General features: G+C 39.2%; 11 protein-coding genes. 1 reads left to right on the top strand and 10 read right to left on the bottom strand.

Annotation, left to right across the window (positions count from 1 at the left end):
• Window positions 1-34: 34 nt before the first annotated feature.
• The 5 genes from lpxB to UABAM_RS10030 all read right to left on the bottom strand — a co-directional run bounded on the left by lpxB (window position 35) and on the right by UABAM_RS10030 (window position 8238).
• Entirely contained in the window at window positions 35-1177 is a 1143-nt protein-coding gene (lpxB, locus tag UABAM_RS10050) for a lipid-A-disaccharide synthase (protein WP_151967872.1), read from the bottom strand.
• Between the two features lie 114 nt (window positions 1178-1291).
• Window positions 1292-4153 (bottom strand): pentapeptide repeat-containing protein, encoded by a 2862-nt coding sequence (locus UABAM_RS10045; RefSeq protein WP_151967871.1) that lies wholly within the window; start codon window positions 4151-4153, stop codon window positions 1292-1294.
• A gap of 55 nt (window positions 4154-4208) precedes the next feature.
• Entirely contained in the window at window positions 4209-5264 is a 1056-nt protein-coding gene (locus UABAM_RS10040) for a fibronectin type III domain-containing protein (RefSeq protein ID WP_151967870.1), read from the bottom strand.
• A gap of 151 nt (window positions 5265-5415) precedes the next feature.
• Entirely contained in the window at window positions 5416-7209 is a 1794-nt protein-coding gene (locus UABAM_RS10035; RefSeq protein ID WP_151967869.1) for a hypothetical protein, read from the bottom strand.
• A 12-nt stretch (window positions 7210-7221) separates the two neighbouring features.
• Complete coding sequence (locus UABAM_RS10030; protein WP_151967868.1) at window positions 7222-8238, bottom strand: peptidylprolyl isomerase; 1017 nt, start codon at window positions 8236-8238, stop codon at window positions 7222-7224.
• A 21-nt stretch (window positions 8239-8259) separates the two neighbouring features.
• Here UABAM_RS10030 and UABAM_RS10025 point away from each other — a divergent pair, with 21 nt between their 5' ends.
• Window positions 8260-8694: an SRPBCC family protein gene (locus UABAM_RS10025; protein ID WP_151967867.1), complete on the top strand. Its 435-nt coding sequence runs from the start codon at window positions 8260-8262 to the stop codon at window positions 8692-8694.
• A 344-nt stretch (window positions 8695-9038) separates the two neighbouring features.
• Here UABAM_RS10025 and UABAM_RS10020 read toward each other — a convergent pair whose 3' ends face one another.
• From UABAM_RS10020 to UABAM_RS10000, 5 genes are all read right to left on the bottom strand, one after another.
• Window positions 9039-10058 carry a hypothetical protein gene (locus UABAM_RS10020; protein WP_151967866.1) on the bottom strand — a complete coding sequence of 340 codons (1020 nt, stop codon included), beginning with the start codon at window positions 10056-10058 and terminating at the stop codon, window positions 9039-9041.
• Between the two features lie 132 nt (window positions 10059-10190).
• Entirely contained in the window at window positions 10191-10688 is a 498-nt protein-coding gene (locus tag UABAM_RS10015) for an ExbD/TolR family protein (RefSeq protein ID WP_151967865.1), read from the bottom strand.
• Window positions 10689-10699: 11 nt separating this feature from the next.
• Window positions 10700-11155 carry an ExbD/TolR family protein gene (locus tag UABAM_RS10010; protein ID WP_151967864.1) on the bottom strand — a complete coding sequence of 152 codons (456 nt, stop codon included), beginning with the start codon at window positions 11153-11155 and terminating at the stop codon, window positions 10700-10702.
• Window positions 11156-11172: 17 nt separating this feature from the next.
• Entirely contained in the window at window positions 11173-11904 is a 732-nt protein-coding gene (locus UABAM_RS10005; protein ID WP_151967863.1) for a MotA/TolQ/ExbB proton channel family protein, read from the bottom strand.
• A gap of 112 nt (window positions 11905-12016) precedes the next feature.
• Window positions 12017-13105 (bottom strand): tetratricopeptide repeat protein, encoded by a 1089-nt coding sequence (locus tag UABAM_RS10000; protein WP_173013233.1) that lies wholly within the window; start codon window positions 13103-13105, stop codon window positions 12017-12019.
• Window positions 13106-13384 lie beyond the last annotated feature (279 nt).

Genomic DNA, 13384 nt, shown 5'->3' with positions numbered 1-13384 from the left:
GTTCCATATAGTTATAGTTAACGAAATTGCTTTGCTACTTTTGATTTAAAAAATCCATTATTTCCTTTGCGGCTCTTTTGCTTGCTCCAGGAGTTCCCATTTTTGCACGCATCGCCTCAATATCTTTTATACATTGTTGACGAATTTCTCCTTCTTGCCATAAGTTGCGAGCATCTTCTAGTATTCTTTCGTCTTTTTCTTCTTTAAATACATGTTCTGGGACTATTTCACGATCACTAATGATATTCGGGAGTCCGATAAAATCACAGGTAATAAACGGCAAATGTTTAAACACAAAATGGTGCAGTTTGGGCAATTTGTAAAAAATAACAAGGGGCCCTTTTAGGAGAGCCGTTTCTAGTGTTGCTGTTCCCGAGGTGACCAGTGCTAGGTGGGCATTTACCAGAACATTATGGGTATTCCTAAGTACGATACGTAGTGGAAGGCTTTTGTATTCTGAGGCTATTTCGTTGACTAGGTCAATGTACTTCTCTGAGCCCAAAGCAATAATTACATGATCTACGCCCTCTAAATTTTCTGCCACCCACAGCATTGTATTGAGGTTTTTACGAATTTCGCGTTCGCGACTTCCGGGTAACACCGCGAGAATCTTCTCTTGTTTTTCAATGTTTTCTTTTTGCCGAAATTCCTTATCTTCTTTAAATTTTGCCAGTTTATCAAGTATCGGGTGACCAACATAGCTCACTGGTACGTTGGCTTTTTCATAAAAAGGCACTTCAAAAGGAAAAATAACCAGCATTTTACTCATAAATTTTTTGATTTTTTTTATGCGCCATGGGGCCCATGCCCATATTTGTGGGGTAATGAAGTAAATACATGGTATTTTTCTGCGATAGGCATGTGTAGATAGGTACATATTGAAGCCGGGATAGTCAATCAATACAATCAAATCAGGGCGTTTTTTATCAAACCAATTTAGAGAAATTTCCAGAAAACGCATTACTTTTGGTATACCGAGAATCACGGGAATAAAGCCCATTACCGAAAATTCTTTTACTAGATTATACAAAAAGTGAACGTTCTTTTCCTTCATACACTCTCCACCTAAACAAGAAACTTCTATTTGAGGATCTATTTCTCTTAGGTAAGAGATGAGCTGTGCACCGTAAATATCCCCAGACGCCTCACCAGCGACGATAAAAATATGCTTACTCATGTAGAATTTCCAAAAAAGTGTGAAAGGTCAAGGTTGTGATCAGAGATATGAACTAGTAGGTTGTTGTGGTGTTGACTTAAGTCCATACAACTTAAGTCAACAATCAAAAATTTTCTAACTTTGCAATAGTTTTCGTACCAATAGAATCGATAGCATGAAAGCGAGAACTATGCCGAGAAAACTTTCTAACATTACAGCAAGCCACATCCACAAACTATTTGCCAAGGCCATATTCATTGCAGTACCTGGCAGAATCGCTTTTAGACTTACTTCCGCCCCCGCTAGTAGCGCTTTGTTTTCTACGAAAAAACTGTAACTGTTTAAGCCTAGTTTTTCGCTAATAAGTAAATCGGATGCCTGAAGATGAGCTGGAAAAACAAAAGCATAGACACCAGCGAAAGTCGCCCAAAGTAAAAATCCAAGTATAACGATATTTTGTGGACGTGTTCCGTAGCGACTACCTATGTCTAAAAATAACCAATTAAAAAATCTTTCACCGACACTCATTGGATTGAACCAATTGACTTTTTTAGAGCGTCTTTCCGCACGTTTGGCATGATAGTGTGCCCAGTCTCTATCTTGAAGTCGGCGTTGTTTCTCCATGATGCGTTTTAAGGTTAAATACTCTTGACGTATCATCGCATAGTTTTTTTCTGTGTCGCAAAGTAGTTTCTTTTCCACTTGTTCGCGGTGGATGATGACGTAATCACCGATCATTCCGCGGAAAGATATTCGCCCTTTAAACGTACATTCTGTGAAGTCGACTTTTTTGTAGAAAATAGCTCGGGAAAAGTTGGTGGTATTTTCAAAATTACTTTCGAGAAACGAAGCATCTTCGGAGAAAATAGCTTCGTGAAAATGAGTAATGCCTTTGAAATATGTTTGAATAAAATCCACTTGATTGAAAGAGGCTTTTGAAAAGTCGGTCATGGCCGAAAAAGTTACATTTTCAAAACACTGATTCGTTGTTGCCATTGCTTTATGAAAAAAGGTGTCTTCAAAAAACTCTGTACGACGGACTTCAAATTCTCCGTTGATGCGCACTTCGGAAAAATCAGCACGGCCATTAAATACACATCCCTCTAGACAAAAACCTTTGGCAATGTTCATTTTTTTAAAGCTACCAAGTTTGTCAAACGTAGAATTAATGATTTCTACGTTTCCTTTGCATTGGGTATTGCAAAAGTATACTTTTTGAAAATAACTACTCGAAACATACAATCGGTCTTCAATGGAACTATTCTGGAATTCGGCGCTATTTTCAAAGCGGCAACCTGTCATGGTAAACTCGCCACGAAAATTAGATTCACGACAGTTGAGACCAAATATGTTGCTGTTGGCAATAAATACTTCTTTTTCGAAGGCACATTTTTGAATTTGTGCACTATTGGTCCAGGTCGAATCGAGAATTGTGACTTCTTTTGAGGCCACAACACCGTCCCAGACAATTTCGCCTTCTACCTCTACTCTTTTTAATTTTATGGAATCGCGGAATAAACTTCCTATATTACTTGAGAGACTAAAGTGGCGCAAAATTTTTGTGTCTTCGATGATAAATGGTCCGTTAAAATCTGAGCCATCGCAAAGAATAGATCCGATCTGACACTTTGAGATGCGAATGGGGTCTACAAAATTGTAATTGCGCAAGTCAAGAACATCTAGTTTGGCGTTTTGTAGCACCTCTCCGTTTTTGATTTTTTCCAGAGCTTGGTCGGAAGATTTATTTTCCAGTTCTTTGGTGATAGGAGAGCTTCTCAAACTTATTGTTTCTGAGTATAGATTTTCGTCAACCCGGGTTCCTTCTTGATCGGAGGTTGATTCAAAAAACAATGTCTCAGGGGTGCGCTGCTCTCTAAGAGATGTATCCAATTCTGAAAGTAGCTGATTGGTTACCTTTAGCCTGTTAATGGAATCCATTTCTTTTTCGTCATTAGAAAAGGCTTCTGTTTTAGCGCTAGCCATTCCTTCGTCGGCAGAGTCTTCAAAGAAGTTATTTTCCGAGATTTGTTGTACTTGCTTTTTAATGAGGTGCTGGTTGTGTTCGGCAATGGTCTCTGTCTCGCTTGCTTTTCGACGTTCTTCCTCTTCAGAAAATTCAAGATCTACTTGGGTTTCATTAAACTTGTCCTGTGCTTTTTTGTCGTCAGCTTTGCTTAAACTTTCTTCTTTTTTGCCTTCTTCGGTGGTTTCTTGGCTATCAGAATCTGCTTTTTGGGTAGAGCTAGCTAGTTCCTCTTTCTTGGCAAATTTTTTCGGAATTTTCAAACCCTTCTTTTCGTCGCTATCTGCACTCTCTTCTTTTCTTTCTTCTTTATTTTCTGATTGATCACCGCTTTTTTTGCGATTGAAATTGAATTTCAATTTGGTTTTCGGCATGCTTTTCGTCGTTGAATCAAGTTTTGCACGTACTTCAATCATCACCTGAGAGTAAACACATTCCCACGCCTCTAAAATGTCTTGCTCGGAAGACTCTTCTGTGGCAAAGTGTTTTTTCTTCAGTTTGTTAAAAGTGTTGTTAAAATTTGTGATTCGTTCTTCGACGTCGGACACCAAATCCTTTTTGGTGTATTGCATGATCATAGAGCGAAACAATAACTTTTCATCTATCTTGGTAAAAGCTGTTTCTAATTTCTTATAGCTTTCGCTTGCTTCTTCTACATCGGAATTCAAATCAGCAACAAAGATAATGCCATCTACACCTTCGAGCAAAGAGAGTACCTTTTTGGACTGAAGACCTTGCTCAGGGATGCAGTATATTCCACATTTAATTTTCATGCCCGCAAGTGCTTTTTTCGGAATGTGGATAAAATGATGGACAATGACATCATCAAAATTTTCATCTTGTATTTTTGTTTTTTGTTTTGATTCAAGATGTTTATGTAGGCTACGCAGCGTAGTTTTTTTTCCTACACTATCTCGACCATAATAAATAAATTTTAAGCTGATTTCTTTTTGGAAGAAATTTGTTTGTACCATCGAAATTCACCTTCTAAGCATGGAGATCCATTACATCAATTTGCCATCTATGGTGCTACTTTTTTTGATAAGCTTTTACCTGTTGTTTCTTTTCATCTATGTAGATAATCGCTGGTGTTTCGTAAAGTCGCGGTTTTTCTACCGTTTTGTATACCGCGCGCTTTGTGACTTTGTCCATATGGCTGAATACTTTTTCTTTCACCATCTTTTTGCGTTGAGCACGTGTGGTTAGGTTGATCAACTTCCACCCAGGAGTGAAGTTTATACGCTTTTTTAAACCTTTGACTTTTACATTGAGTGCTTGTATTTCCTGGCCTTTTTTGATGTTACAAGTGGTTTCGCGGTTAGATCCACGATAATAGCGACGCAATTTGACAAAAGCGCTGTCTCCTGCGACACCGAGTAGCTCAATTTCGTACAAGGATTTGATTTTTCCTTGGACTGTTTTCGTGAAGTCACTTAGTATGGCTTTTTTGTCTTTGATTTTACCTTCTTTACCACCTTTGGCTTCTGCGTTGTAGCTGTAAGCACGCACTTTGTATGTGTACAAGGTTTTTGTTTCTACTTTTTTATCTACAAGACTTGTTTTGCCGTATCGGAATAGAAATTCTTTGGTACGGTCCTTACCATCGCGATCTTTCCAATTTTTGATAAGTTGGTAGCCTTCGATTTTGGTCATCTGTTGCACCTTACCATTTTTGCGCAGTGTGGTAGGACGCTTCCAGTTAACGGTGATTTTTTCTTTGCCTATCTTGATGCTAATACCAGAGGGCTTGTTGATCCATTGATCTTCAGGGGGAACTTCGTGTTCAAAGGTAATATTTGCCGATGGATAAATCGATTGGTACCCAGGAGATTGTGATACTTCTTTCGAAATACTCCAGTTGGCAACAACACTTTTGCTGTAATCAGCGACCGCTTTTACATCTTTTGGTTTTTCTTTGAGTTTTCTTTTGAGTTTTCTTTGAGTACTGTCTACTTTGGTGATTAGACGCTCTGCCATTTCATCACCTGATTTCATAAACCAGAACCCATTAAATGCTATACAAACAACGAAAGCTAAAATATGTCCGTACTGGACCAATAATTCTTTTGGATCCATGTCTTTCATTCGTTTTCCCTCTCAAATTTTCTATGAGGTTGCGAAGAGTAGCGCAAATTTAGAGAATAGGCGCTTTTGTAAACCTCTTTTTTTCACAAGCTTAATGCTTTACCCATTTGCATGATTGTATTCGAAATTCCGCTATATTTCAACAGCGATTTTATATTTTTTGGAGTTCGCGCAAAATCGCATCGATCTTCTTACTGTTGTTATAATGTTTTTCGTAATTCTTGTACGCTTCGCGACGTGCGTTGGTGTTTTCCTCACTCTTGTATTTTTGCAGATGATAGTTTGCGATTTCCATTAACTCTCCGGCCAACTTATCTAAGAAAGATCGCGACTTTAACAACACATAACGGTCGTTGTATATTTCGCGATGTTTCTCCTGTTCGTTGAGTATCTTGACCGCTTGAATAATATCTTCAATTTTTGTCTCTGTTATGTTTTGAGCATTAAAGGTAAACACGGTTCGCGATAAAAGTATACGTGCTTTGCCAAAGCGGGTATTTTCTTGTAAAAGTAAGACCTCAATTTTTTTGATACGTTTTACGATTTCTTGGTAGCCTTGGTTTTTCTCCTCGGGAAATGGCCACAATTTTTGTGCTTTTTTCGCCAATTCCAAAGCCTCTGTGTATTGGAATTCATTTACTTTTTCATCTGTTTGTTTCAACAACGCAATGCACTGTTTTTTGTTGCGATTGGCTTTTTTTTGCCGTAGCGCAGCTTGGTAGACGTTCTCTAACTTCGCGAGGGCACTTTTTAAGGAAGGTTCTTTCTTCATCTTTTTTGTTAGATTCTTTGCGTATTCTAGGGAAATGATGGCTTTTTCCAAATCAGCAGATTTCATATAACTTTTTGCCTGTAGTATTCTTTGCACCACTTCGTTCTTTACACGCGTCAGTTGCCGTTGCGAAAGTTGCTGTTTGCCCATCGCTTGAATTTCTTCTAGCGTTTGTGCCACTAGCTTTAGTGGTGATTTTTGATTTTCGACGATGATATGCTTGCGCACGATGGGGAAATTAACCTTGTTGATATTTTTCATGATGGTCAAGAATATGGGAGCCTTTTGTGTGTCTTGCAATTCAAAACGTCCTGAAATATCTGTTGTTCCTCGATAATTTTCCTGATCATCGTCAAAGCCTTCGTAGCTAGTGAAGATAGAAAAACCTTCTTGGGGCTGGCCTTGATGATCGACAAGCTGTATTTTTTGCACACCACCCGTAAAGTAAATTTTCTGCGCCGTTTCAAAACCACGCGGTTTATAGGCACCTAGTACATCTACTTTGCTGTAGATGTATGTCGAAAGAGAGAGAAGTTCTCCACTGCGGACATAAGTATCAGCAATACGCACGTTGTTGCGAAATAAATAGAATGTGTGATCACCCTTATCGAGAATTGACTTTGTAAAAGGAGCGCCACCACGAAAAAACAAATACAGCTCCTTGTTGTGGGCGACGAGCATACCCTGCAATCCGAAAATTTGCGGCATTATGTCATTAATTTTTTTTACCAAATCACTATGTGTAACAAACGACAACTTTACAATAGGACTAAATGTATTCGTTGTATTGCAAAATGTGCGTAGTATGGCACTACGTTCATAACCGTACACTTCAACGGCGAGTATATACTCTTGTTTTATTGCCTGACGCATTTTCGAAGGTATATCTTTCGCCGACTGAGCACGGAGTATTTTCTTTGTCAAAGTAGTGTTGTAGTATTGACTCGAATAATTGTTTTTGTACTTTTGGGAAATGGCATTCTCAAGTTGTGTTTGAAAGATGTGTTGCTGAACTTCGTGGTACGGCATATCAAATATTTTGTACAAAATCGCTGTTGAATACGGTTTCTGTAATGTCTGTGCATCATATGCACGATGAAACGCCTGCAACAACTCATCGTTTTTTTGCGCAAAAATAGAGGTCAATATTATTAATGTGCACAACCATCTCATCGTAGCACCTCGTTAGTCAATTTCATTTTTTTCGCCAAATATATTTTCTGGCCAGATAAAAGAATCGCGACGCAATTGCTTCAGCATGCCCTTTAACGCGGCCACAATTTTTTGATTTTGTAATTTGCGGCGAATTTGTGGTTGCACTTCCGTAAAAGGAACAAGTCCTCCTTCAATTACATCTTCTATTTTCACAATTTGGCAATGCAACTCGCCGTCCATCATAATTGGGTCACTGATTTCATCTTTTGACATAGAAAAAGCAATGTCATCTACTTCCTTTGCCAGAGTTCCTTTGGTGATAAAATCCCAAACTTCTTTGTCGTCTTTAAGAACGCGAGGCCAGCTTCCGCCACTTTCGGCATATGGATCATTTGAGTATATTTTTGCTATTTCTTCGAAAACAGCTCCTGAGCGCAATTCGCGAACAATGGATTCTGCTTTAACAAGTGTTTGTTCGCGGCCACCGTTTTTTGTGTAAAACAATGTGATGATACGCGTCTTAATCTTCGGCGGCTTCGTGTAATCATCCATGTTATCTTTGTAGTACTGACATATTTCGGAAGGTTGTACAAAAGTGTCGATGTTGGCGCGACGTTCACCTTGCTCGGAATATGCAGAACGCGCTTGTAGTAGGTTGCGAAGTAACTCTCGCGAATAAAAAACATCTTCTAAGGCGAATTTGTCGAGTCCACGTACTTCTTTTTGCTTTTGCAGTTCCTGCTCTACTTTTTTGCGAATGTTCTCGCGATTGGGTAGATCTAGCTTATATTTCTTCGCTTCCTGCTGCATCAACACCGTGTCGACCATATCGCGTAGTTTTGCTTGCATACTAGCCACTTTGCGCAATTCTTTTTGCTTTCGCGGCAAATTAGACGCTTCGATACTGTCGATGATACTTTTTACTTTTTTGTACACATCGCCATATGTTATGATATCTTCATTTACAATAGCTACAATTGTGTCCGATCTTTGCTGCTGACTAAGTATCGGCGCGCAAATGAGAAAAACATAATATAGCCATTTCATAAGGTAACTCCTGAGGAAAAAATGGAAAAACAACAAAAAACTATTGAGATAAATGCAGATATTGAAAAGTGCTATGCGACAATCTGCGACTTCGAATCATATCCGCAATGGCAGGAAACAATACAGTCCGTTTCCGTCTTGGAAAAAGATGCGGAAAATCGACCTACTATTGTCGAATACGATGTAAAAATATTAGTAAAGAAACTCAATTATACCCTACGTTATGAGTATGATTCCGAGAAATATACGTTAACTTGGGGCTATGTCGGTGGTGATCTTAAAAACATCGAAGGTAGTTATGTCTTCACCAAAATAGATGATCAAAAAACATCTGCGACTTGTACCTTCGAAATCGAAATAGGTCTATGGGTACCAAAAAAGATCATGAACACTTTAAAAGATGTGAGCATGATCGATTCTATGAAAGCCTTGAAGAAACGTGCTGAAAATAGTTAATTTGGCTGTGAATGGATAGTTATTGATATATTCATCTCCGTATTGGTGCCCTCCCTGCTTATTTGTACTTCAGCTAACGCTGAAGCACATAATCGCTGTCCCTCCCACAGGGAGGGACGTAACACGTCTGAATTTGTCTCCATTTGATTTCATTGATGCATATCACAGTATAACATCAATGAACTAGTTTGTTACATGACAACTCGTCCCGCACACCAAGTGAATTTTGTTTTTATCAAAAGAGACGCATTATGCCTCTCCCACAAGGAGATGCATGAGAATTAAGGGTTTTTCGCGTAGCGAAAACCTTACATTCGATGGTGAGGGCACCAATACGGAAGCGACTACTCTTCTGTAGCATCAGTCTTTTCATCGTCATCGCTGTCCGTATCTGATTCGTCCTGTGTCTTGCGCTTTTCACGCTGCTCTTTTAGGCGTTTTAATTTTCGCTCGGCGTATGAATTGGTAAATTTTTTCGCTTGTTGACGTTCGTAGACTATTCCGTAGCCAAGTAAAATACATATCACAGCAAATACAATTAAAAATAATACGGTAATTTTTTGCTGTTGATTTGATTGTAAACGGGGAATCACTTTGATGTTCTTCCCTAAAAAATATGGATTTTTCGCTTCACCACCAGAAGTAGTTTCGTAAATCCAAATTTTGAAAAACATTGCGTACAACTCAACGCCTTGGCCTTTTTTGATACCTTCTGGTGGATCTGTCGTGGTAAAAAGATACAAGCGCCCATCAGAAGAAAAAATTACCCCACGCCAAACAGCAAGTCCTTTCATCTTTCTTTGGTCTGCGTACTTGCCTTTTAATACTTCTTTGTCTAGTTTGACTAACTCTCCGGTAATACGCATGAATTTTCCACGCATTGTTTCGCGTTCTTTGATTTTAATTAAATTGCGCCATCCGAGTTTTAAGTCTGTTTGTTTTTTTATATCCTCGTCTGTCATAAACAATATTTTGTGAAGATAATGATAATAAGCCTCTGTGGTAATGTATTTTGAGTCGAGAATATTCTCTTCAACAAATTTGTTAGGTTCAAACTTCACAGGCTTTATCTGTTGTTGTTTCTCTTTGTCATAGTCTAGTTCAAAATCTTCATAATCTGTCGAGGAGTTATTTTGAGCAATTTTAGAGTAATCGTCCATACTTTTTACGATATAAAGCCCTATTCCAACGGCTAACAATATCAAAATTGCCAAATATATCCATTCTTTGCGTGAAGCAATAGGGACAGTTTTATTTTGCGACATGTCTTCCTCACTGTTGTTGGAAATTTCTTCGTTATTTTTGGTGTGGGATTTGGGTTTGACTACGATATTCGGAACAGCAGAACTGCCAAAAAGTAGCATGAGGACTGTTCCTATCGCAGTGAAATAGTTCTGTAGAACTAAGAGTGTCCTTATTGAGATTTTGGCGTATTGTGAATCTACGATTTACAAATACACTGTAAATTTTTAATAAGAACACTCTTTGTGTAAAATTTATTCATTTTCCAGTTCTTCGAGTGCTTTCGCCGCAAATTTAACCTGTAGGGGTTTTTTTCCTGGACGAGATTCGTCTACTTTGCGACATGCATTCAACGTTGATACGATATCTTGAAAAGGAACATCAATGTCGGGATCTATGACGACAGGCGGATTTGAGTTGGGACTTGCTTGAACGATACTACGTATTTTGTTGAACAGACGCGAATATTTTCTTGGCCCTTCGAACTGTTCACTCCCAACCCACACTACCGTAACATTTCTAGACGACTGTAAAATTTTCACGGTAATAGGTTCTTCAGGATCTCTTTCTGCCGATGTATTTTGCATCCCTTGGTCTTTAGGTAAGTGCGCTTGCAATATCCCCTCAAGAACTTTAAAATGCAAAGTACACATGAAGAAAATGAGTAGTAAAAACGTGACATCGATCATCGGTGTCATGTCCATATCGGCTTGTTCATTTGCCAAATTTTCTAAAGATCGAGAAACAGCCATATCAAAACTCCTTACTCATCAGATTGTATTTTAGTTGCAAAAGACACTTTGTAAATTTTCTGTTTTGAACATTCAATCATCACACGTTGAACCATTCGATAGGGAGTTTTTATGTCTGCGCGTATCAATACCTGGCGATCTGACACATCTTCGTTTTCGTTGAATTTGGCTTGTGCCTCTTCGTAGAGAAGTTGCGATAATTCTGCCCATGTGTGTTTACCAAGACTTGTTTCTATCCAACGACCTTCCTCATCGGGTTTTTCGTGGATATTCACAATAAATTGATTTTTATCTTCGACTTCTTCTTCTTGGGCGTTATCTGCTCTTGGTAACTCCAATTCAGCGCGTTCTATGGTTACCATTTGCGTTACTAACATGAAAAATATGATTAAGTTAAAGACGACGTCGATCATGGGGGTCATGTCCATTTCGACATCTTCCATCTTTGTAGACTTGCGACGTTTCATTTTTTCACCTTTTCATTTTAAGCGTCTTGCCTGAAACGTTCCAACAATTCCTCAGATATACCGTTGATTTCCATGCTGATACGAACTACTTTATTACGGAAATAGAAATAGCAAGCGATCGCTGGAATTGCCACAATAAGTCCCAGACAGGTAGTAACTAACGCCTGATAGATACCTTTCGCAAGGTCTTTCGGTTTTGGTGCGCCTGACATGGTCGCGATTTGGCTAAATGCCCCGATCATACCAGTTACTGTACCCAATAGCCCAAGCATCGGAGCTACAGCTGAAATCAATTGCATCCATGAAATTTTTTGTTGTAGTTTTACAGATTCTTCTTCACTAATGCTATGTACAGCTTCCATCATTGAATCGTAACCAGAGTTAACTCTTGGCAATGCCGCACCAATCACATTTGTAAAATAACCTGGTTCAGCAGCACATGTTTCCATTACCTCTTCGTAAGCTTCTTCTTCGAATAAGTCTTCGATTTCTTGTAGAAGATCGGGAGGAATTAGCTTGTCGCGTCGTAGAGATACTAAGTGCTCAATTGCGAGAGCTAGGGTAGCAACAGATAACAATATAATTAGCCATCCGATAGGACCAGAAACTTTTATGAGACCCCACAAGGTATAATCGTCTTGGAATTCACCTTCGATACCCGCATCGTCTTGTGCTATTAAAAGTGAACTTGCACAAAATAGAGACATTATCAATAAGATTGTTGTCCACAGCAGTTTTTTGCTACTCATGACTGCCTTTCTATATTAAATTAACTTTCTGCAGTGATTTGCAGAATTACCAAAAAGTTCAAATAAATATTTTTACTTATTGTATCAGTACTGTAATAACACTGCAATGATTTTATTCTTGACGCGCAATTTTTTGTAATCTGCGCAGCGCTTTTATCGTCCAGGGATTACCAGGGTAACCTTTGGTTAAAAATTGATAACATGCCTGGGCTCTTTTTAAGTGTCGTTTTTCTTTTGTCGCCTTTTCGTAGCATAAACCCGCTATGTATAATGCTTGGGCGCGTTCTTCTTCTGCGGCAAAATACTTCAGTATTACATTGAGTGCTCTACGTCTTGCGTCGGCTACCTTTCCTTCTTGTAGAAGGCTCATGGCTAAACCGTTTTCCGCAGCAGCGATGATTTCAACGTCACCATCCGCAGAACCTCTCATGGTTTCAAAGTGGCTCTTTGCCTGGGAAAATTTGTTGTCTTGAATGTAGCAGTTTCCTATGGCCACACCAGCTTCGCGACTTAAAGTGTTTAATTCTTTTTTCCCTGCCAGAGTTTGCGCACGTTGGTACTTACTGATGGCAGTGGTGAAGCTCTTTTGTTCGGCAGACTTATGACCTTGCCACAACATTGCTTGGATTTTCCAGTAGTCGGAATTGTTGCTACCAGCATCTGACTCTAACTTTGTTAAGTAAGTGCTTGCTTTGCTGTAATTTTTTAAGTTTAAATAGCTTTGAGCTATGCCAAAGTAACATTCGTACAGATAGCGACTACCTGGTTTTGCAGCAGTTTCGTAGTGCTTGATGGCGGTTTTGTATAAATCTGATTGCTGTGGATCACTGTCCGCCCAACTTTGGTAAGCTTTGCCCAAAAAGTAGTTATTGTAAACCTCAAACCACGGGCCGGCTGCTGGTGGCATGCTCGCTACTTCTGCTGCGCTATTTAGCAGTGCAACTGCACCCTCGTAGTCGCCCTTGTTAATGGCACCTTTACCGGCGACAAGTTCTTGAGGACCGTCGCTGTGTTCAATGAAATCTACAGTTTCTGTTTTGACAGAGATACTACGATTGCGTAGTTCATAGGACACTTTGGTATTGCTTTCACTTAGCACACGTACATCGCTACGTGAGGTACCGTTTTTAAAGTAAATCGTGTCGGCAAACGCGCAAGCGGTTACTACACACACAAAGACAAGATATCTTAGTTTTCTCATAGTTCTGTGAGAGATACAAAATTTATGATCTCCCCCTCCTTTCGCAGTCGTCAGTTTTGAAATTGCGAGTGGTGTCATCCGATGGATCTTGAACCTCGAAGTGTCATTCCTGCGAAAGCAGGAATCCACAACACGAAGTCGACTTGTAAACACCTGGATCCCTGATCAAGTCAGGGATGACACGCTAATGAAGTTTCCTGTTTTCAGAGATGTCGAAGTAATAGGTAGTTCAAAAACGTTTCCACTCGTACCATTTCTTCTAAGTAAAATAACGGCAAC

Source organism: Candidatus Uabimicrobium amorphum (genome assembly GCF_009002475.1).
GTDB classification, from domain to species: domain Bacteria; phylum Planctomycetota; class Uabimicrobiia; order Uabimicrobiales; family Uabimicrobiaceae; genus Uabimicrobium; species Uabimicrobium amorphum.
The sequence above is the reverse complement of the archived record's forward strand: the minus strand, read 5'-3'. Positions and strand labels throughout refer to the sequence as shown.

Coding starts and splice junctions, on each gene's coding strand:
- lpxB (WP_151967872.1), bottom strand. CDS start 1,177: ATGAGTAAGCATATTTTTATCGTCGCTGGTGAGGCGTCTGGGGATATT.
- UABAM_RS10045 (WP_151967871.1), bottom strand. CDS start 4,153: ATGGTACAAACAAATTTCTTCCAAAAAGAAATCAGCTTAAAATTTATT.
- UABAM_RS10040 (WP_151967870.1), bottom strand. CDS start 5,264: ATGAAAGACATGGATCCAAAAGAATTATTGGTCCAGTACGGACATATT.
- UABAM_RS10035 (WP_151967869.1), bottom strand. CDS start 7,209: ATGAGATGGTTGTGCACATTAATAATATTGACCTCTATTTTTGCGCAA.
- UABAM_RS10030 (WP_151967868.1), bottom strand. CDS start 8,238: ATGAAATGGCTATATTATGTTTTTCTCATTTGCGCGCCGATACTTAGT.
- UABAM_RS10025 (WP_151967867.1), top strand. CDS start 8,260: ATGGAAAAACAACAAAAAACTATTGAGATAAATGCAGATATTGAAAAG.
- UABAM_RS10020 (WP_151967866.1), bottom strand. CDS start 10,058: ATGCTACTTTTTGGCAGTTCTGCTGTTCCGAATATCGTAGTCAAACCC.
- UABAM_RS10015 (WP_151967865.1), bottom strand. CDS start 10,688: ATGGCTGTTTCTCGATCTTTAGAAAATTTGGCAAATGAACAAGCCGAT.
- UABAM_RS10010 (WP_151967864.1), bottom strand. CDS start 11,155: ATGAAACGTCGCAAGTCTACAAAGATGGAAGATGTCGAAATGGACATG.
- UABAM_RS10005 (WP_151967863.1), bottom strand. CDS start 11,904: ATGAGTAGCAAAAAACTGCTGTGGACAACAATCTTATTGATAATGTCT.
- UABAM_RS10000 (WP_173013233.1), bottom strand. CDS start 13,105: ATGAGAAAACTAAGATATCTTGTCTTTGTGTGTGTAGTAACCGCTTGC.